Source organism: uncultured Mobiluncus sp. (genome assembly GCF_963511525.1).
GTDB lineage: Bacteria > Actinomycetota > Actinomycetes > Actinomycetales > Actinomycetaceae > Mobiluncus.
On record NZ_CAUPIY010000002.1, the window covers coordinates 94,749 to 114,198 of the forward strand.

Sequence of the window (19,450 nt, forward strand, 5' to 3'; positions counted from 1 at the left end):
TACCGCCCGAAGGAAAAAACAGCGCTGGTATTATCGTTTCAACAAGAGGAGTCAACGTGAGCAAATCCAGTGAGGATTATCTGCGGGTCTTACACCTGGGCGACCCGGCGCATACCGCCACCCTGTTGGTTCACGCCGCGAACGAAACCGGACGGGATTGGAGGGTACTGCCCCTGGCGCAAAGCCCGCAGGTAGCTAACCCGGTCGTGCGAACGGTGGGGCGAGCCTGGCGTGGAGCCTGCTGGGAGGCGCGTCTCCTGGTGGCTCAGAAGGCTCGTCCTCGCATACATTTACACTCGGCAATGGCACTGCCCCACGTGAGTTGGGCTTTGGGGGATTACGTGTTGCATTTGCACGGCACGGATATTCGCACCCGCCGCTACGAACCAGCTTTTACCAATCGGGTTCATGAAGCGGTAGAGCACGCCCACCAAGTGTTTTATTCCACACCTGACCTGCGTGAACATCTCACGGATTGGCGGCCGGAAGCGCGGCTGATTCCGGTGCCGGTGGACTTGGATTGCCCGGTAACAACAAATCCCTATCGGCGAAAAGCGCCCTCCACCGGTTCCTATGTTTTTTTTGTTTCTCGGTGGGAAGCTGTGAAGGGTGGAAACACGCAGGTAGAGGCTGCAAGGTGCCTGCGCGCACGACTACCCCAGTCAGTCGCGCTGGTCGGTTTGCAATGGGGTGATTTACAGCTGATGGATATGGCTCGTGAGGCCGGAGTCTGTCTGATTCCAAAACTGCCGGGAGCGCAATACCGCCAGGTTATTCGGGACGCGGCGGCGTGTGTCGGGCAAACCGCCGGGATTCTCAGCGCCTCTGAACTGGAAGCGCTGGCTGAGGACGTGCCGCTCATAGCGCCGCTGAATCCGTCTTGGTATGACGCCTCACACCCTTCTCTGGTTGACGTTCCTGTTCTGGGCGGAACCGCCCTGGATCCCATGGACAGCGAAACCATCGCAAAACTTACGCTGGCGGCGCTAGAGATTCCTGTCTCGCAGCGCCCACCGACCCGCGACTGGGTGCAGCGCTTTCATTCTCCCGCCGCTGCCCTCACCGGAGTTTTGGAAGGCTACCGCACCGCAGGGTGGTAGCGCGTTCTAGGCGTCAGTCGCCAGTTTCGCGTTGGCAAAAGCCGCGGTCGCGTCACTGTCTGCGCTGGCGCCGCCGCCGACTCGCAGGTAGCGCGCGGCGGGGAAACGCGAGGGAGTGAGGATGCCACGGCCGTCAAAAATCACTTTCGCTCCGGGCAAGTCCGACTCGGACAGTTCCCGGTATTCGGCATGGTCGGCCTGGAGGATGGCGGCTTCGACCGGCTCGCCCAGGTGGTAGGGCTCCCAGCCAAACCCGCGCAACTCCTCGTCACTGAACATCGGGTCGTGTACCACCACGTGTGCCCCGCGTCGCGAAAGCTCCGCGACGGTGGCAAACACGCCGGAAAACGCGGTTTCTTTGACACCGCCGCGATAGGCCGCCCCCAGCACCACCACGGGAGTCCCCGAAAGCGCCGTACCCCGCTCGCCCAGGGCTTGTGAAAGACGTTCCACCACGTAAGCCGGCATTTCTGAGTTCGCCACCCGGGCGGAGCGCACCACCGTTGCATCCGGGTCAGTCGAGAGGTAAAGGCGGGGATAGACCGGAATACAGTGCCCTCCCACGGCGATACCGGGACGGTGAATGTGGGAATATGGCTGGGAGTTGCAGGCGTTGATGACTTTCATCACGTCAATCCCGGCACTATCAGCGAAACGCGCGAACTGGTTGGCCAGTCCGATGTTGACATCCCGGTAGGTCGTTTCGGCCAGTTTCGCCATCTCGGCCGCTTCGGCGCTGCCCATATCCCACACGCCGTTCGGTTGCGGCAGGTCGGTGCGCTCATCAAAATCCAACACCGCGCGATAGAATTCGATACCGCGCCGGGTGCCTTCCGCACTCAGCCCCCCCACGAGTTTCGGGTAACGGCGCAGGTCGGCATACACTCGCCCGGTCAAGACCCGCTCGGGGGAAAACACCATCCAAAAGTCCTGACTCTCGTGCAGACCCGAGAGTTTTTCAAGCATCGGCTGGAACCGGTGACGGGTCGTGCCCACCGGCAGGGTCGTTTCGTAGCTGACCAGAGTGCCAGCAGTGAGGTTTTCCCCCACCGAAGTCGTGGCCGCGTCCATAATCGTGAGGTCTGGCTCCCAGGTCTGGTCGTTGACAAACAGCGGCACCACGATTACGACCGCATCAGCGCCGGGAATTGCCTCGGCATAGTCCGTGGTGGCGTGCAGCTGTCCAGCCGGAACCAGCTTGGCCAGGTATTCGCTTAGGTGAGCCTCCCCCGGAAACGGCTCCACCCCGCTGTTGATGGCCTCAACCGTGTGCGGATTGATGTCTACCCCCACGACCTGGTGACCCTTTGAAGCGTATTGGGTCGCCAGCGGCAGGCCAATCTTTCCCATTCCTACAACAGCGATTTTCACGGCGTTTCCTTTCCTTCGCGACACTTATGTGGTACCTGTGCGGCATCGCAGCGCGAACTTGGCACCATCTGTCCACGGTTGATTCTACGCTAGACTGACACCATGAGTGCTGAGCTTCCCGTTTCCCCGGCTGGGCCAAACCCGGAAAAACCTGGGAACCCCACGGAAAACGAGGCTCCCGCCACACCCCCCTCAACCCCAAACAATCCCGGACTGCGGGAGTGGCTGAGCCGTCACCGAGTTCTCACCGATGTGCTGACAATGTTGGGTGGCACCGGCGGGGCTCAGCTGATTACCTTGCTGGGTTACCTGGTTTTGGCCAGGATTTATACCGACAGCGATTTCGGCGTGCTTTCCATCATTGTTTCTATCGGCTCGATTGGCGCGGTGCTTGCGGCGGGTCGCTACGATCCGGCCATCATGCTGCCAGATACTGACCGGGACGCGAAACAGGTCGTGCGCCTGTCGGTGACGATAAACGTGATTTTTTCGGTCATTTTCCTGGCCGGGAGCCTGGTGGCGACCTTCGCGCTGAGCCGTGTCTGGCCACAGGTCGCCCCGCTGCTGATTTTTGCCGCCCTATATGTCACGGTTACTTCCCTAAGCTCCATTTGGACTTTTTGGTTGAATCGACTGGGGGAATATCGCCAAATTTCAGCCAACCGGCTGTTTAGCGCCGTCGCGCAGGTCGGGTTACAGATTGGAGCCTGGCTGGTTGGTTTGGGCGGTGCCGTAGGGCTCATCGGCGGGCGAATTTTCGGAGTCCTGGCCGCGACCATCACCTTGGGTTATCGGGCGCGAGACAGCCGGACGGATGTGGACAATACCCCGGGGGCACGTCGGCGAGCCTTACGCCGATACCGGAAAATGCCCCTGTTGAACGGGCCATCCGCTATCGCGGACGCGGTACGGATAAACGGCATCAACCTGATGATTGCCGCGATTTTTTCCACCGCCATGCTGGGGCAGTTTTCCTTCGCATGGCTCATCGTGCAGGCTCCGGTGGCCCTGATTAACGGCGCGGTGTCGCAAGTGTATTTTCGTGAGTTGACCAATACCCCACGAGGTCGGTTGCGGGCGATGGCCGCCAGCGTCACGAAACGCGGCGCTTTGGCGGGTCTGGTGCCGTTCGCGGCTTTGGCGGCGCTGTCCCCGTGGCTGATTCCGCTGATTTTCGGGGCGCGCTGGGAGATGGCGGGGCTGATTGTGACGATTTTGTGTCCGTGGCTCTACGTGAACTTGGTGACGTCCCCAGTTTCCAACATTTTTGTGGTTACGGAAACGCAACAGGTATCCCTAGGATTTTCCCTCGTGTTTGCTGCGGTTCCCCTAGGGCTACTGGTGCTGGCGGGCTGGCTCGGCTGGGGAATCCTCATGACCTGCGGGGTTTTGAGCGCCGCTATGACCGTCATGCTGGTCGTATTCATCGGGCTCGCCTTGCAAGTCGCCGCCCGTTTCGACACGGCAGCGGCCTAATTGTTCTTACTAATCCACATCTGTTTGATTCTCATAGTTACCTTTTTGCACTAGAGCAAAATAAATTGCTGGAATCAACATCATGGCATATCCAAGCAACAGTTGGAGCGGCTCACCCAAAAACGAATTCCTGGACCAAATAAACCCTGCTAGTACAACAACGATAACCACTGTTAGATACAGTAGTTTTTGAAGTCTACTAAATCGCGTCTTTGAAGCAACAAAACGCGCGCTGGCGAGTACCATTATTACCCAAAGAACCGAGCCTCCAACTAACATTATCCAGTCAATTACTGTTGATTCAGCTCTCACGGTGTGAGGAAAATAAATGACACGCTGATACCAGGCTAACCACGAAAGTAGTGCTCCTGACATTGCGATGAGAGTTGATGCAACGATTAATCTAGAAATGTTTTTCATGAGACTTGGTACTAACTACCGAGGGGATAAAATTCTACAGTTAAGGTATTCTTCGCCATTCCACTAGGTGAAAACGTGACATCTAGTATAGCATGGGCACCCAGTTTGCCAGGAATCGCATCATACCAGCCCCAACCAGTCGTGTACGAGAACGGACTAGGTGCATTGTTTTTCTTTAGCACATGACCCCATGCGCCTTGCCCCGCCACCAGAGCCCTTTGGTATATGTCAGTTGGGTAAGAATATGAAGTTGAACCAAATACTCGATTGACTCTGATTTTTTTATTTCCACCGGTACCCCTCAAATCATAGTCCAAGCCTACGGTAGCGGTGAGTGGATACTCAGTCTTGGTTTCACTTCCAGTTGACATCAGAGATACACCTGTTCCATTTGACAACTGTTGGAATTGTTTTGGGGTGATTGCTCCAACGGACAACAAGTCCTGTGCTGTAACTTCAATCTTTGATTCACTGCTATAACTGCGATACTCCGTATTTGGAAGAGTCTCCCGTTGAATCACTCTCGTTGTTTTCAACTCAATAGGCGCCGACAAGCCGGTCGAGTTGTTCATCAATACCACACGTGAACTATCTGAGCTCACAATCTCCTGGGTAGCTTGAGCCTCGGGAGGTAAGAGGTAAAATGTACCTGTAGCTAAAAGTGAAACACTTAAAAACGTTAGAAGAGACCGCATTTTTATCTCCTTTGATAGGGAAACACTGTTTCTATATGCTACCATACAGTTTCCCGACGGTCAAGATTCCGGCGTACCTTATGTATTTTGAGCGCGAGGGCGGTGTGGTGCCTCACATAGTTTGAGCGCGAAAATACCTCTCAAAGAAACGGGGAATCCTCGCCACCTGCGGGGTTTTGAGCGCTGCCATGACCGTCATGTTGGTCGTATTCATCGGGCTCGCCTTGCACGTCGCCGCCCGTTTCGACACGGCAGCGGCCTAATCTCCGGCAGGCTGACTGGACTCGCCAGACCGGTTTTTGGTGTGTAATCAGACCTGGGCTGCACCTTCGACCAGGACTTTTACGGCTTCGTGCGCGGCGGTACCGGTTCCATAAGGGGTGGCGGTGGTTGGTTCGGGCAAAGGCCGGGTCGCCGCCTGGACCAGCGAGGCTGGTTCGGCCAGCTGGTTCCAGCCCAGCTCAACTGTCTCTACCCACTCGGTTTGGGGCCGTACCGTGGTGGCCGGGACCCGCAGCAAGAACGCTTCCTTTTGCAGTCCGCCGGAATCCGTAACAATGTGTCGAGCCTGCAGCGCTGCGGCCACCAGCTGCGGATATGCCAGCGGTTCGTGCAGGTGAATGGCTCCGCGCGCCAGATTCACGCCCGCCGCCTCCGCTTTGGCGCGCAAGCGCGGATGAGCCAGCAACACGACCGGGAACGGCAGATCCGCGAGAGCCGCCACCACGGCCTCGAGGCGGCTCGGATCGTCGGTGTTTTCGGCTCGGTGAATGGTGGCTAGGGCGTATTGGGAGGGCGCCAAGCCGAGTTCGGCGGGGATGGGGTTAGCAATCTGCCCGGATTGGACCCGGTCGCGAATCGCGAACAGTACGTCAGTCATCACGTCCCCGACCAGGACCGAACGGCCCTCCAAGCCTTCGTCTGCCAGGTGACGCATCGCGACCTGGGTGGGTGCCAGCAGCAAATCCGCGGCGTGGTCAGTGAGCACCCGGTTGATTTCTTCGGGCATGTCGCGGTTAAAGGAACGCAGCCCGGCCTCCAGGTGCGCGACCCGCTGGTGAATCTTTACCGCCGCGAGCGCCCCGGCCAGCGTCGAGTTCGTGTCCCCATAAACCAGCACCCAGTCCGGCTGCGCCTCAGCAATGACCGGCTCCAGTTCGGCCAGCATCCGCCCAGTTTGCACCCCGTGACTGGCGCTACCCACGTTGAGATGTACGTCGGGACGCGGAATCTCCAGGTCTTGAAAGAACACTTCGGACAGCATCGGGTCGTAGTGCTGGCCGGTATGGACAATGAGATGTTCCACCTCTGCCTGGGCACACGCCTTCGCGATCGGTGCCAGTTTCACAAACTGGGGGCGCGCCCCCACAATCGACATGATTTTCACGTCTCTAACTTACCAAGACCGGGCCTAGGCGCGAAGCTGGCGAACCCGCGAAAGCGACGCCGGACTCTAGTGACGTATCTGCGCCAAAACCACCCGAGCCGCGTTCTGGCCGGTCAAACGCAACGAACGGTGCTCCTGTACCCACTTGCGCGTCTCACCGGTGCGCAACCGACCCTCTAAGACGCTGCTCAGAGCCATTTTCAGGACTTCGCGGTCATAAGGCAGGGCCAAACCTAACTGGTTTTCGGTGATGTCCGTGCCGGCCGGGCCCGCGCCCACGTAAATGACCGGAGTTCCGCAAGCCAGCCCCGCCAACACCTTGGTCGGGTAGGCGAAATCGTAGCCCAGCCCCGGTTTGATACTGACCAGGCAAGCCCGCGCCTGACGCTGCCACGCCGCGGCCTCAACCGGGGAGACCTGGCCAAATAGGATTCGCCCCGGCTCCAGGCGCTGGGCAATATCGTGCATAGCGGCGAAAGAACTGCCCTGCCCCAGGAACAGCAGGCGGGCACGGGGAAACTTCGGGGCAATCTCGGCAAAAGCCTGGGCAAAAATTTCCGCCCCCTGCCACTCCGAAGCCGTCCCGGCATAAACCAACCAATCCGCGGCGGCGACCTCATCGGCGCTCAACCCCGCCACCGGCTGCGGAGCGGGACCGAGCGCGGTAAACACCTCGGTATCTATCCCGTTTTCCACGACCGCCACTCGCCGGGCTCCCAGCTCCTGACAACGGGCTGCCACCTGGTCAGACACGGCAATGACCGTGGCAGCACCGCGCAGCGCGAAACGTTCCACCGCCCGCAGCGCCCGCACCACCCAGGCCGGGGCGCTGGTCTGAGCCGCATCTGACCAAATATCGGCCGCGTAATACACGTAAGGGCGACGTTTCCAAGCTGCCAGAACGCGCAGCATCGCCCCGGTAGTCGGCGGCGGCTCGCTGACATAAACCCTGGGGCTCGGGGCGAACAGGAGCCGGAAAAACGCGGGAATGTCAAAGCTCATATAGGGCAGGTAGCCGCGAATGTACCCGGTTTCGTCACGTTTGGCCTGGACTCGTTGGATGCGCAAAAGGTTCCCCGCGCCGGTTTGCGCCTCAACTTGCGCCCGCGCGTCGCGGTCAGTGCCGGGGGCGGGAATCGTGGTCAGGACATTGACGGCGGCCCGGTGTTCCAGCAGGGCTTTCACCAGGGCTTCGAGCCGGAACGAGGCCGCGGCCGGCTCCGGGGCAAAAATCCGGGAAACCACGGTGACATCAGGACGTGCGCGCATAGCTCCATTCTTTCCAAGTTTTTCCGGTCACAAGGGCGGATTGGCCGCGTTTTTCGGTGTGCCAAGGTGGTTCGTAAAACCTATTGCGTTGCATCGATATGCCAGAGATGGCACCGCGAGGCTCTTTCGGGTTTGGTGACGAAAGGGGGTGCCGCGGCGCTTTCAAGTCGCGACTCTACAGGTCGACCGTTTGTCCTGTGTCTCGCGACTGAACCATCGCTTCCAACACCCTGAGAGTCTGCAGCGCGTCCGTGAGCGGCACGATTCGGCTCGCGTCCCCGTTCAGAGCGGCGACAAAGTTCTCGTGCTCGACCCGCAGCGGTTCGCGCTGATCCAAGGCATACTGGGTCACTTCCCCGACGCTCACCCCGCGGACGTTCGCCACCTGGTCCCATTCCACAGCTTTGGTGCCATTTTCATAGAACGTCAAAGTGGAGTTCATCGTGTCCGCGACCAGCGCGCCCTTTTCGCCGGTGACGGTGGTGAGGCGTTCTTTGAAAGGACTGAACCAGTTGACGATGTGGTTCACCAGCACCCCGTTTTCCAGCACACCGGTGGCGAACAGCAAATCTTCGTGTTCGCGCCCGGATTTGCGGGCCGTCCGGGCAGACACGGATTGGTAGCGCAAACCTGCAATCCACGCGGTCAAATCCACGTCATGAGTCGCCAGGTCCTTGATGACCCCCACGTCAGAAATTCGAGCCGGGAACGGGCCTTGACGCCGCGTGGCAATCTGGAATACCTCCCCGAGTTCGCCGGCGGCAACCCGCTTTTGCAGCTCGATCAAGGCCGGGTTGCAGCGTTCTACGTAACCGGCGGCACCCACCAGGTTGGCCCGCTGGAAAGCGGTCACGATTTGTTCGCCCTGCTCAACCGTGCGAGCCAGGGGCTTTTCGATGAGAGCCGGGACACCCGCGGCGGCCAGCTGCAGCGCCACTTCCAGGTGATAGGCCGTGGGCACCGCCACGACCGCGGCCTCGATACCGGCCTCAATCAAGGCTGACACATCGGGAAGAACCTCTAACTCCCCCGCCACACCGAACTTGTCACCAGCCGGATCCGCTACGGCTACCAGGGTTTCGCCGGGGGTTTCGCGGACGTTGCGGACATGGTGGCGACCCATGCTACCAATACCGATTACACCAACACGTATTTCTTTCATGACTTTCCTATCTGCTTTGAGTTCCGGCTAAAACGGTCCCCCGGACCGTTTCTAAACGCCTCCACACCACCACGCGGCGCCCCCATGCTAACGCACCGGCGCCGCGCTGGAATCTAGGCACCGGCTTTGGCCAGGGCGTTCACGGCAGTCACGATGCGTTCCAGGTCTTCCTGATCCAAGGAGGGATGCACCGGCAGAGACACGACTTCGCGGGCGGCCGCTTCGGTCTGGGGCAGGTCCAAGCCCGGCGCAAAGTGGCACAGAGACGGCAGCCTGTGATTGGGAATCGGGTAGTACACGCCCGAACCAATCTGGTATTCTTCGCGCAACGCCTGAACAAACCCATCACGGTCGGCCGTGACCCGAATCGTGTATTGGTGGAACACGTGAGAGGCTTCCGGAGCAATGACCGGGACGGTGACCCCTTGCAGGTTCGCGCTTAGGAAAGCGGCGTTTTCCTGGCGTTTCGCGGTCCAGCCCGCGACCTTTTTCAGCTGTTCACGCCCGATTGCGGCGTGAATGTTCGTCATGCGCAGGTTAAAGCCGATGACTTCGTTCTGGTACTGCTTTTCCATGCCCTGATTGCGGTACAGGCGGCATTTGCGGGCGTGCTCAGGAGTTTCAGAGGTAATCATACCGCCCTCGCCGGAGGTCATGTTCTTGGTTGGGTACAGCGAGAAAGCCCCAAACGTCCCAAATGTCCCGACCTGCTGACCGTCCCAAGTCGCTCCGTGAGCCTGGCAGGCGTCCTCGAAAATCATCAGGTCGTGTTCGCGCGCAATCCGACCCAGCTCGGTCATATTCGCCGGGTGTCCATAGAGGTGCACCGGCAAAATCGCCTTGGTGTTCGGCGTAATCGCCGCCTCAACCGCAGCGGGATCGAGGCAGAAATGTTCCGCCTCAATGTCAGCAAACACCGGCCTTGCCCCGGTTAGCGCCACCGAATTCGCCGTGGCAGCAAACGTAAAGGAAGGCACGATGACTTCGTCGCCCGCCCCGATTCCAGCCGCCAGCAGCCCGCACAGCAGGGCGGAAGTTCCGGCGTTAACCGCCACGGTTTCCCTCCCCGCCCCTAACTGGGCACCGAATTCCTGCTCGAACTCGGCCACTACGCTGCCCTGAGCCAACATTCCGGTGCGCAGGACCGCATCCACTGCTTCGCGTTCTTCCGCGCCGATAATCGGCTTGGCTGCGGGGATGAATTCTTTACTCATATTGTCTCCTTGCTTGTGTTTCTAAGCCATACTTAGGCTTGGTCAAAAGTCAGTTTTCCATCAGTTTCGGTATAGGTCTGTCCAGTGACGGGGCACCGCCAACACCCGGCTTTGCCCTCCACCGCTTCGAGGCGCACTCCAGCGCGTCCCACCCAGCCAATCTGGCGGGCGGGAACGCCAACCACTAGGGCATAATCGGGAACGTCACGGCTGACCACCGCGCCGGAACCGACTGTGGCCCAACGCCCCACGGTGACCGGAGCAATGCACACTGCCCGAGCCCCGATAGCGCAACCGTGGCGCAACGTCACCCCCACTGCTTCCCAATCAGTTGCGGATTTCAAGGTGCCGTCCGGGTTGATGGCCCGCGGCCACTGGTCATTGGTCAAGACTGCGGCCGGCCCGACAAACACGCCATCTTCCAGCACTGCCGGTTCATAAACCAAGGCATAGTTTTGAATTTTGCAATTCGCGCCGACTTTCACGCCGGCATCGATGTAGGCTCCGCGTCCCACGATGCAGTTTTCCCCCAACACCGCGTCTTCGCGGACCTGGGCGTAATCCCAAATCGAACAGCCAGCACCGATTGCAGCCGACTGCGCAATTTGGGCGGTTTCAACGATACGACCCATAGCTACCTTTCTTGACCAAATGAAACTCCTCCATCTTATCCCAACGGGGCCTGGCGAAACCTGGTGGAAAGCGTGCGAACCAAACAATATCCGGGTTTAGTGATCGAAATCCGCGATTAAATCGGGGTTGCTGGTCTATATAGCCACTTACCCCGATTTAATCGCGAATTAGAATCGCTTAGCAACGGAGACCCCGATGTCGAGGACTCCAACTCCGCAAATCATCCCGGGCACAAAAAACGGGGGCTCGGGAATCGTCCCGAGCCCCCGCAGTTCAAGCCCTATTTGGTACGTGCTGTCGGGGCAGCCGAAATGGATTGCAGGGTTACAAAGACCTGGTTAATTTGCTCCTGTGACACCGCGCCGGGTCCACCCAGGGCCGTGGCCGTGTGTGCTTGGAGACGCACAATCTCTGCGGCGACGTTCCCGTTCAAGGAGTTTCCTCGGGCGTTGGGCAACAGCAGAATCGGCCCGTCACTGAGCACCCCGCCAGCTACCGCGTCGACCGGGTTCTTTCCAGAAGCCAGGTAGACCTGCGCGGAGCCTTTCGGGAACTGGTATTTGCTGATTTCACGAGCCGTCTCGTAGCGGTCGGCGCCAAAGACACGCTCGGAGGCGCGCCCGGCAGAGGCTTGGGACAAAATCCGATTCGAGACCGCGCCCGGCCCGCCCAAAGCCACGACTTTGGCCGGGTTTATAGCCGCAATCGTTTGGGTCACAACCGCGGGCAGCTTGCCTTTAGTGGGGACCAAGATGACCGGTCCGGCCGTCAGCGAACCGGCCGCCAACGCGTCTATGCCTTGTGACATTTCCGCCAGGAATACGGCACTGGCCGGCCGGGTTTCCGCAGCGTGACGGGCAATGAGGGCAGAAGTCTCCACCCGGTCGCGGCCTCCGATACGCTCGGTAGCCACCCCCGCCGCCACAGTGTTCAATACCGCGTTACTCACCGCTCCGGGACCGCCCAAAGCGACCACCTTCGTGGCTTTCGCTTCCCGCACGTAGTTCGCGACCGCCGCTTGGGCATCCCGTTTGTCCAGCACCAGCACAATCGGGCCATCCGTGAGCGACCCACCGGCCAGCGCATCAGCGGTATTCACCCCGTTGGCCACGTAAACCGTACCCGAACCCTGCGGGAAAGCGTGCCGGGCAATCTCAATAGAAGTGCCCACGCGGTCTGCGCCCGCCAAAGCTATCGGGGTGCCGGCATTAATCTGTTTTTGCTGGAGCAGAGTGTAATCGGGTACCTTAATCGGTTCGTCCGGTTGGGAAACGTATTCCGCAACCATCTGGCGCAGCGTCGGCAGGAATTCGTAAAAGGCGTTGCCGGGGCAGGCGGTGGCACCAACGTCACGGTGTCCCGAGATGACCGGCACAGTGATGGTTCCTTTGCCTTTGTGGATTGTGGTCTGAAGTTCCAAGGGATCCAGGCCGGTGGGCTTAAGTTTGTAGGCAATAACGCGAGACACCGTGTCTACCGCCGCGTCCGAGGGGCGGAAATCAGTGTAATTGCCCAGCACGGAAATCCCGAAAGTCCAGGCGTTCACGCCCGAGGCATGGGCGCCGATGGTGTTGTAGTGCCAGAAATCGCCGGCACGCCCCTGCCAAGCGCGCCCAAAGTTATCCACCAGCACGTTGTAGCCGATGTCTCCCCACTTCAGACTGATGGCATGGTAGCGGTAGATGGAACGCAGGATGCTGGGAACCGCTTCGGGGCTGTAGTCGTTGGCGGTGGCCGTGTGGTGCACGACCGCCCCCGTTACCTCGCCGCGAGAGGCTCGCCAACTCCGCCAAGATTCGTTAGCGCCCCAATCTGACCGAGTGAACACGGTGGAGGGCTGACCGGTAGCGGGTACTTTCGTCCACTTGTTTTCAACGTTTGAGGGAGGAATGACTTTGTTGCCGGCATCGTCCTGATTGTCTTTAGTGGCGTTGGGGTCGCCGCCGTCCGGTCCGCTGGCTTGTCCCGGGGCAACAACACGGGTAGGCGTTTTCGCGGAGACGAAAGCATGAGTGTAGCCCCGATCGTTCAGGGCGTAGTTTTGGTCGGCTTGACGGGTACCGGGGTCGATGACCTCAACTTTGGGTTGGAAACCTCCCGTCGAGTCAGCCAGCACCACCGCTACCTCGGCTTTAGCCGCGTTGGACACAATCCATGGCTCGCTGGCCGCAATGGAACCATCCTTACTGGATTCGAAGTCATCGCCGATAGTTTGCCAGGCCGACCACACGCCGCCCTGCAGGTAGCGTCCCAGAACCGCCAAGGGTTGAGGTCCGTCTGCCGGCCACTGCACCCCCACCAACGACACCGCGGACTTGAGGTCTACGCGTGATACCTGCTGCTTTGTGCCGGTGCTCGGGTTCGACTCGACGTGTCGAGACTGGGTCACCAGACCGCTGCCCCCTAAATGGGTCACTTCCCCGCGCAGGGAGGCCTGGAATTGGGCAACGTGGGCACCAAGTTCCGACCCGCTTAAACCGGGCAGGGAGGTCGCGGTGGAAAAATCCGTGCTATAAGCATCGCTCGGTGCCGTATCCCCTCCGGAAGTCGGGGCCGCGAGGGCCGGGCTGGCCAACAGACACAGGGCGGACAGCGCCCCCAAGATAACGTACTTAGGCATTACTAACTCCAATCAACACTGCACAATAGCTTTTCCGATTTTTTCACCTGTGTCCAGATTAAGTCTCGGAAACCACAAAATTATCATGCGTTTTGATATTCTTTGATGCTTAATTTTCACATCAGTAACAATAGTAACACATTCTGTAGGCGTGCCCCGCACATTTTTTGCCTCACGATAAATCTGCTTTCACGCAACCCGCCCACCCATGACACAATAGAGACGTGAGTGAAAACGGGAATACTAGCGCCCCCGCCGGGTCTGACACCACCGCCCGGCACGCCGGCCAGGAAGTCGCCCTGATAATCCCGATTTATAACGAAGGCCCCGTCATCACCGAGGTCTTGCAGGAAGCCAAAAAAATCTTCCCTTACCTCATCTGTGTTGACGACGGTTCTAACGACGATTCCGCCGCCTTGGCTCGTGGGGCCGGCGCCACCGTCCTGACCCACGCTATCAACTTGGGACAAGGCGCCGCCCTGCAGACCGGAATCACCTACTTCCTGCAAGCCACCGACCTTCCCTACGTCGCAACTTTCGACGCCGACGGACAACACCAAACCGATGACGTCGTTTCCATGTGGAAACGCGCCAAAACAGACGAACTCGACATCATCTTTGGTTCCCGGTTTTTGTCCGAAAGGCAAGAAATGGGTGCCGCCAAGCGTATCGTGCTGAAAACCGCCGCCTGGGCCACCGCCCGCACGACCCACATGGAGCTTACCGACGCTCACAACGGACTGCGACTGCTGTCACGCCGGGCGGCGGGCACGTTGAATCTAAAGCAAAACCGTATGGCCCACGCTTCGGAAATCGTGGCGCAGCTGGGCAAAAGCGGTCTGCCCTGGGCGGAAATGCCGGTCCATATCCGCTACACAGACTATTCCAAAGCCAAGGGTCAATCCCTGTGGAACTCGATAAACATCGTCATGGATTTAGTTATGGGGGTGCGCTGACATGGGTGTTTTCACAAGTGTTGCCGGGCTGGTTCCCGCGCAGGTTCCGACACTGCTGGCTTGGGCCGCGGCCGGCCAATGGGGTATCAAGATTGTCCTGTTAGTTGTGGTCGCGGTGGGGCTGGCTTACGTGTCCCGCCTACAAGGAGCCCGTAACCTGGCATTGCGGCGTATCCTGGCGCTGCTGTTCGCGGTTTTGGCGGCGGTGGCAATCATCTATCCGCCGGTGATTTCCGCGGTTGCGGCGTTCCTCGGCGTGGGGCGCGGCACTGATTTGCTGCTGTATCTGCTAGTGATTGTGGTGTTGGCGACCTGGCTGGTGCAGTGGCGTTACAACATCGCTGTCCAGGCGCGCTTGACCAAACTGACCCGGGCTCTGGCCTTGGCAGAAGCGCGGCTCACCAACCCTAACGACGAGCCAAAACCCGATACCGCAGCCGCAGACCCCAGCTAATCAACACCAGCAACGGCGAGACATACGGACGGTCTGCATAAAGCCGGTCTAGGAAAATCCGTGCCGAATTGTGGTGGGCTCGCAAAACCCGTAGATTGCGTTTCTGACCCGCCCCCAACGTCTTGTTACCGGTCGTAGCCCCCTGCTCGTGTATCGCCACGGCACTGCCTACGAATAGCGCCCCACGTCCCAGAAAACGCCGTGCCCGCCAGGCTAAGTCCATATCTTCAAAGTACATAAAGTAAGCCGGGTCGAAACCGCCCAGCTGCTCCCAATCCGCGCGGCGAATCAGGATACACGCCCCACTGACCCAGTCCACCTCAGCTGAGCCAGTCCCCTGCCAAGACGACCCCCAATACCGACGGGTCCACGGGTTTCCCGGCCACACCCGCCCCAGTAGGGCGTGGCCTATCCCTATGGAAATATAGGGAAAAGACCGGCCGGTTGGGTAGCGCGTGCCGGTTTCGTCCACCAGGGCCGGACCGATAACGGCCGCTGCGGGATGGGCTTCGGCGGCGGCAATCAGGGTGTCCAGAGCGCCGGGGGTCAGGCGCAAATCCGGGTTAGCGAACACCAGCCACGGCTCACTGCCCCCAAAGTCAGAACCAAAATTATTACCTGCTCCGAATCCCGGATTGCCCGGCAAAGATCGGTATTCCGCCCCGAATTCTTGGCAGGCTGTTACCACCGCGGAATCACAGTACTCCGAGTTGTCCACCACCACAGTGTGAATTACCTGATGGGAGGCTTCGGAAAGGCTCTGTAACAGTCCGCGAATCCCCTCCCCGCAGTGGTAAGCAACCGTCACCACACGGATGGCCGGGCGGGCATCACTGGGCATCTGGGACGGACTGGTGGGGGCTGCGGACACACTTGACACGAAATTTCCCTCCCTGGCACACAAAAAAAACTAGCAAAATCATCGGTTCCGGCACGGCCGTGCCAGGAAATGCCCGACGCTTAAGTCTACAATGGCTGGGTGTCATCAAAGCACCACCCTATTGCCTCGCACGCCGCCGCTCTGACGCGCCCGCGGCGAGGGTTGCGCATTTTGAGTCTCGTCGTAGTGTTCTTGGCGATTTTCAGCCTGAGCTTCGCTGGCCTGGTTAATGCCGATATTTCCTCGTGGACCAAGAAAGTGAACCTAAACGCTTTCCTGGACGACAATCGCAAAGAGAAAGACCTCCCGAATGACAGTTTCGCGAACCGTGACTTGAACGTACTGGTCATCGGTTCAGACCATCGGGCACAGAAGGAATATGACGAGACGGGCCGACGGATCACCGGAATGCGCTCGGACACGACCATGGTGGCACACATCAGCGCGGACCGCACCCGCGTGGAAGTCATGTCTATTCCGCGCGACCTGATGGTAAAACGCCCGGCTTGTCTGCGCGCTGACGGGAAAACCGAGCCCGCCAGCTCAGGTTACGTCCAGTTCAACTCCATTTTTGCCCTGCTGGGACAGGACGAGGACGTGGCCGCCGCCACGGCTTGCACCATGAAAACAGTCGAACAGCTGACCGGGATTTTCCTTGATGAATTCGTAGTAGTTGACTTTGATGGTTTTGAAAATATGGTTGCCGCGTTGGGTGGAGTGCCGATTTGTCTGGAAGAAAAGATGAAAGACAGCAAGGGCACCATTGACCTCCCCGCCGGATGCCAAACCCTGAACCCCCAACAGGCCCTCGGTTTTGCCCGAGCCCGCTACGGGGTGGGCGACGGCTCGGACATTTCCCGGATTGGCCGCCAACAGCAGCTGATCGGCGCCATGATGAAAGAAGCCAAGAGCCGCAATATGCTCACCGATCTGCCTTCGCTTTATGCATTCCTAAAGGCAGGAATGAAGTCCCTCACCACCTCTGAAAACTTCGGCAACGCCAAAAATCTGGGCGGATTGGCGCTGTCTCTATCGAAAATCAAGCCCAGCAACATCCGCTTTTACACCCTGCCGTTCGGGGAATATGCCCCTGACCGGGCCCGCGTGGCGGTGGCGGACAACGCCGAGGAGATGTTCGATGCCCTGCGTTTGGACAAGCGGGTTCCCCTCTATTTCCCCTACCAGGACATGAACGGGGGTCTTCACGAGCCCAGTGAGCAGGCTCCGACGTCCTCCAACTCGCCTGATTCCGCCAGTTCCGTCGGGTCTGTCCCTTCACAAGGGAGTAGCACCGGTCGCACCGGAGGCTCACCTTCCCGGGGGACAAACGGGACGAGCGGGACTAACGGGACGAGCGGGACCAATTTTGCTCACTCTGGACAAACCGCGGGAGGCTCGGCGAACAGCGGCTCTGCCGACAACGACGCGGGCAACACTGAAGCCCCGGCACATAACTCAGGCACTGCGGACAATCCGAACTCGGCCGGTACGGGCGAAACGGGAGGAGACTCTGCCAATAACGCCCCATCTGGGGAAGCGCCCGGAGGTAGCGGCTCGTGGCAGAATCCCCAGCAATGACTTTACCGCCGTCCTTTCCGCCGGGTAGTTCCCGGCCCAGCCCTGCCCCGGAAAACCCCCAACCAAATCAGTACCAGGCGAACCAGCCGACTTACCCAGCTTTTCCAGGCAGCCAAAGCGCCACAGACCGACCGGATTTACGCGCTGCCGTGGTGGTCGGCGGCTCCGCCACTCCATCGACGCAGCGCCAAGGGCTGAGCTATGCGGACTTGGCGCTGCCAGCCGCTTATGCCCCCGGTTCGGCTGCGAACCACGCCCCTCACACCCCCGGTATTCCCGGCTCTCCCGACACACCCCCGGTGCGGGCGGCTATCCCGAGGCCCGCACCCGACCTGGTGACCAGCCCAGGACCGCACCGGCCTGCCAGCCGTCCCCATTCTGGCGTCGCCACCCGCAGCTGGCCCAAACGCATCTTCATCACCATCTTGACCCTGGTTTTAGCGCTGGTTTTGGCCATCGTTTTTTGGGGACTGTTCCTGAACAATCGGGTCAATACGAATATAGGGCGTACCGATGCCTTGAGCGGGGCGGTCGACACTCCCGGCACGACCTGGCTCATCGCCGGTTCGGACTCCCGCGAAGGCACCGCCGAGGCGAACAGCGGGGTGGAGGGTCAGCGTTCCGACACAATTCTTTTGCTGCATCAAGCCACCAACGGAACTGCCATACTGGTTTCCCTGCCGCGCGACACCTATGTCGAAATTCCAGGTCATGGTCATAACAAGCTCAACGCCGCGTTTTCCGAGGGCGGCCCGGCTCTGCTGGTTTCCACCGTCGAGGGCTTGACCGGACTGACCATCGACCATTACGTGCAAATCGGTTTCAACGGGGTAGCCCAGGTCGTCGACGGGGTCGGGGGAATCAATCTGTGCTGGGACCAGACGTTTTCCGACCGGATGACGGGGCTGAATTGGCAAGCCGGCTGTCACGACGTGGACGGGCCGACCACCCTGTTGTTTGCGCGGATGCGCTACTCCGACCCGCTGGGCGACATCGGGCGCACCCAACGCCAACGCCTGGTCATCAGCTCCACTCTAAAGAAAGCGCTGAGCCCAGAAGTGCTGATTAATCCCGCCCGGCAAGTGGCGCTGGCAGACGCTGGCGCGGCTGCTCTGACAGTTGATCGTTCTGCCCAGACCATGGACATCGGCCGGCTGGCGCTGGCACTGCGGAAGGCCGGGGACGCCGGGCTGCAGGGGGTGCCGCCCATTGCGTCGCTCGGTTACAATCCCGGCGGCGGCGTGGGCTCGACGGTGAAACTGGACGAGAGCCGCACCCCCGCTTTCTGGGAAGGGTTGCGTAACGGAACCCTCACCCCTGCCGACCTGACCCCGCAGTTCTAGGTCCGTTGTTTCAACCCCGCTGGTATCGCTCGTTTGGATAGCGAGCGGGGCGTCACTCATTTTGGATAGCCGGCCGGGCGGGGCCTCGCTCGTCAGCGGGGCGAGAGGAGCGAAGGCGGAGGTACTCGCAGGCGACGCTAGGGGGTGAGGAAAATGCTATGCTCTGCAAGCATTTTCCGAGGGGGGTCTGTGACCCCCCAAGTCGCGCGAGACCTCCGCGAGCGACATCTCGCCCACCCAAACCCAGGCGTGAGCGACATCCCACCCAAACCACGATTCTCGTGACACCCGGCCGAACGCGAGGACGAATGGCGCAATCGCCGCACCGGGCTGCAAACCAGCGGGGTAGAATGACGTTATGAGCGAAGCTGAGAATGCTCCCCTGGTGGGCTTGGTTATGGGTTCGGATTCCGATTGGGCGACGATGTCGGCCGCCGCGGAGGTGCTGCGCGACTTTGGGATTCCTTTCGAGGCTCGGGTCGTGTCCGCCCACCGGATGCCTATCGATATGCTGGAGTACGGGACTTCGGCGGAAAAGCGCGGTTTACGGGTGATTATTGCCGGCGCGGGCGGTGCGGCGCACCTGCCGGGGATGCTGGCGGCAGCTACTGTCCTGCCGGTCATCGGGGTGCCGGTTCCGTTGAAGCACTTGGAGGGCATGGATTCCCTGCTGTCCATCGTGCAAATGCCCTCCGGCGTGCCGGTCGCCACCGTTTCTATCGGCAACGCCAAGAACGCCGGCTTGCTGGCCGCCCGCATCTTGGGCGCCGGTGAGGGCCCGGAGGCACAACAGATGCGCGAACAGATGTTGAAATATCAAGCCCTGCTGCGCCAGGTAGCCATCGACAAAGGCGAAGCTTTGAAAAACGTGATGGACACGGAGGAGAACTGA

17 protein-coding genes are annotated in these 19,450 nt (G+C 59.9%); 7 read left to right on the plus strand and 10 right to left on the minus strand.

Going from position 1 to position 19,450, the window contains the following annotated elements; all coding sequences use genetic code 11:
* The first annotated feature begins 56 nt into the window (after window positions 1-56).
* Window positions 57-1,100 carry a hypothetical protein gene (locus RQ935_RS02335; protein WP_311497045.1) on the plus strand — a complete coding sequence of 348 codons (1,044 nt, stop codon included), beginning with the start codon at window positions 57-59 and terminating at the stop codon, window positions 1,098-1,100.
* Between the two features lie 6 nt (window positions 1,101-1,106).
* Here RQ935_RS02335 and RQ935_RS02340 read toward each other — a convergent pair whose 3' ends face one another.
* Window positions 1,107-2,471: a nucleotide sugar dehydrogenase gene (locus RQ935_RS02340; RefSeq protein WP_311497046.1), complete on the minus strand. Its 1,365-nt coding sequence runs from the start codon at window positions 2,469-2,471 to the stop codon at window positions 1,107-1,109.
* A 102-nt stretch (window positions 2,472-2,573) separates the two neighbouring features.
* Here RQ935_RS02340 and RQ935_RS02345 point away from each other — a divergent pair, with 102 nt between their 5' ends.
* Complete coding sequence (locus RQ935_RS02345) at window positions 2,574-3,947, plus strand: oligosaccharide flippase family protein (RefSeq protein WP_311497047.1); 1,374 nt, start codon at window positions 2,574-2,576, stop codon at window positions 3,945-3,947.
* Between the two features lie 9 nt (window positions 3,948-3,956).
* Here RQ935_RS02345 and RQ935_RS02350 read toward each other — a convergent pair whose 3' ends face one another.
* The 8 genes from RQ935_RS02350 to RQ935_RS02385 form a co-directional block, all read right to left on the minus strand.
* Window positions 3,957-4,367 carry a hypothetical protein gene (locus tag RQ935_RS02350; protein ID WP_311497048.1) on the minus strand — a complete coding sequence of 137 codons (411 nt, stop codon included), beginning with the start codon at window positions 4,365-4,367 and terminating at the stop codon, window positions 3,957-3,959.
* A gap of 11 nt (window positions 4,368-4,378) precedes the next feature.
* Complete coding sequence (locus RQ935_RS02355) at window positions 4,379-5,062, minus strand: hypothetical protein (protein WP_311497049.1); 684 nt, start codon at window positions 5,060-5,062, stop codon at window positions 4,379-4,381.
* Window positions 5,063-5,372: 310 nt separating this feature from the next.
* A complete protein-coding gene (gene wecB / locus RQ935_RS02360) occupies window positions 5,373-6,449 on the minus strand; it encodes a non-hydrolyzing UDP-N-acetylglucosamine 2-epimerase (RefSeq protein WP_311497050.1) in 1,077 nt (358 codons plus the stop codon).
* 66 nt (window positions 6,450-6,515) lie between these two features.
* The gene (locus RQ935_RS02365; protein WP_311497051.1) at window positions 6,516-7,718 is read right to left on the minus strand and encodes a glycosyltransferase; all 1,203 of its coding nucleotides are present in this window, start codon (window positions 7,716-7,718) and stop codon (window positions 6,516-6,518) included.
* 175 nt (window positions 7,719-7,893) lie between these two features.
* Window positions 7,894-8,880: a Gfo/Idh/MocA family oxidoreductase gene (locus RQ935_RS02370; RefSeq protein WP_311497052.1), complete on the minus strand. Its 987-nt coding sequence runs from the start codon at window positions 8,878-8,880 to the stop codon at window positions 7,894-7,896.
* A 113-nt stretch (window positions 8,881-8,993) separates the two neighbouring features.
* Window positions 8,994-10,094: a DegT/DnrJ/EryC1/StrS family aminotransferase gene (locus RQ935_RS02375; RefSeq protein WP_311497053.1), complete on the minus strand. Its 1,101-nt coding sequence runs from the start codon at window positions 10,092-10,094 to the stop codon at window positions 8,994-8,996.
* A gap of 32 nt (window positions 10,095-10,126) precedes the next feature.
* Window positions 10,127-10,726: an acyltransferase gene (locus RQ935_RS02380; protein WP_311497054.1), complete on the minus strand. Its 600-nt coding sequence runs from the start codon at window positions 10,724-10,726 to the stop codon at window positions 10,127-10,129.
* A gap of 281 nt (window positions 10,727-11,007) precedes the next feature.
* Complete coding sequence (locus tag RQ935_RS02385) at window positions 11,008-13,347, minus strand: cell wall-binding repeat-containing protein (protein WP_311497055.1); 2,340 nt, start codon at window positions 13,345-13,347, stop codon at window positions 11,008-11,010.
* A 224-nt stretch (window positions 13,348-13,571) separates the two neighbouring features.
* On the opposite strand from RQ935_RS02385, the gene RQ935_RS02390 reads away from it, so the two are divergent.
* Together RQ935_RS02390 and RQ935_RS02395 are read left to right on the plus strand one after the other, a co-directional pair.
* Complete coding sequence (locus tag RQ935_RS02390) at window positions 13,572-14,303, plus strand: glycosyltransferase family 2 protein (RefSeq protein WP_399531846.1); 732 nt, start codon at window positions 13,572-13,574, stop codon at window positions 14,301-14,303.
* A 1-nt stretch (window position 14,304) separates the two neighbouring features.
* Entirely contained in the window at window positions 14,305-14,757 is a 453-nt protein-coding gene (locus RQ935_RS02395) for a DUF2304 domain-containing protein (RefSeq protein WP_311497056.1), read from the plus strand.
* Here RQ935_RS02395 and RQ935_RS02400 read toward each other — a convergent pair.
* The gene (locus RQ935_RS02400; RefSeq protein WP_311497057.1) at window positions 14,711-15,637 is read right to left on the minus strand and encodes a glycosyltransferase family 2 protein; all 927 of its coding nucleotides are present in this window, start codon (window positions 15,635-15,637) and stop codon (window positions 14,711-14,713) included. The two genes, RQ935_RS02395 and RQ935_RS02400, sit on opposite strands and share 47 nt — an antisense overlap.
* A 99-nt stretch (window positions 15,638-15,736) precedes the next feature.
* Here RQ935_RS02400 and RQ935_RS02405 point away from each other — a divergent pair, with 99 nt between their 5' ends.
* From RQ935_RS02405 to purE, 3 genes are all read left to right on the plus strand, one after another.
* Window positions 15,737-17,215 carry an LCP family protein gene (locus tag RQ935_RS02405; RefSeq protein ID WP_311497058.1) on the plus strand — a complete coding sequence of 493 codons (1,479 nt, stop codon included), beginning with the start codon at window positions 15,737-15,739 and terminating at the stop codon, window positions 17,213-17,215.
* Window positions 17,194-18,558, plus strand: a complete 1,365-nt coding sequence (locus RQ935_RS02410; RefSeq protein ID WP_311497059.1) for an LCP family protein — start codon at window positions 17,194-17,196, stop codon at window positions 18,556-18,558. Before RQ935_RS02405 ends, RQ935_RS02410 begins: the two co-directional genes overlap by 22 nt.
* 358 nt (window positions 18,559-18,916) lie before the next feature.
* Window positions 18,917-19,450 carry a 5-(carboxyamino)imidazole ribonucleotide mutase gene (purE, locus tag RQ935_RS02415; protein WP_311497060.1) on the plus strand — a complete coding sequence of 178 codons (534 nt, stop codon included), beginning with the start codon at window positions 18,917-18,919 and terminating at the stop codon, window positions 19,448-19,450.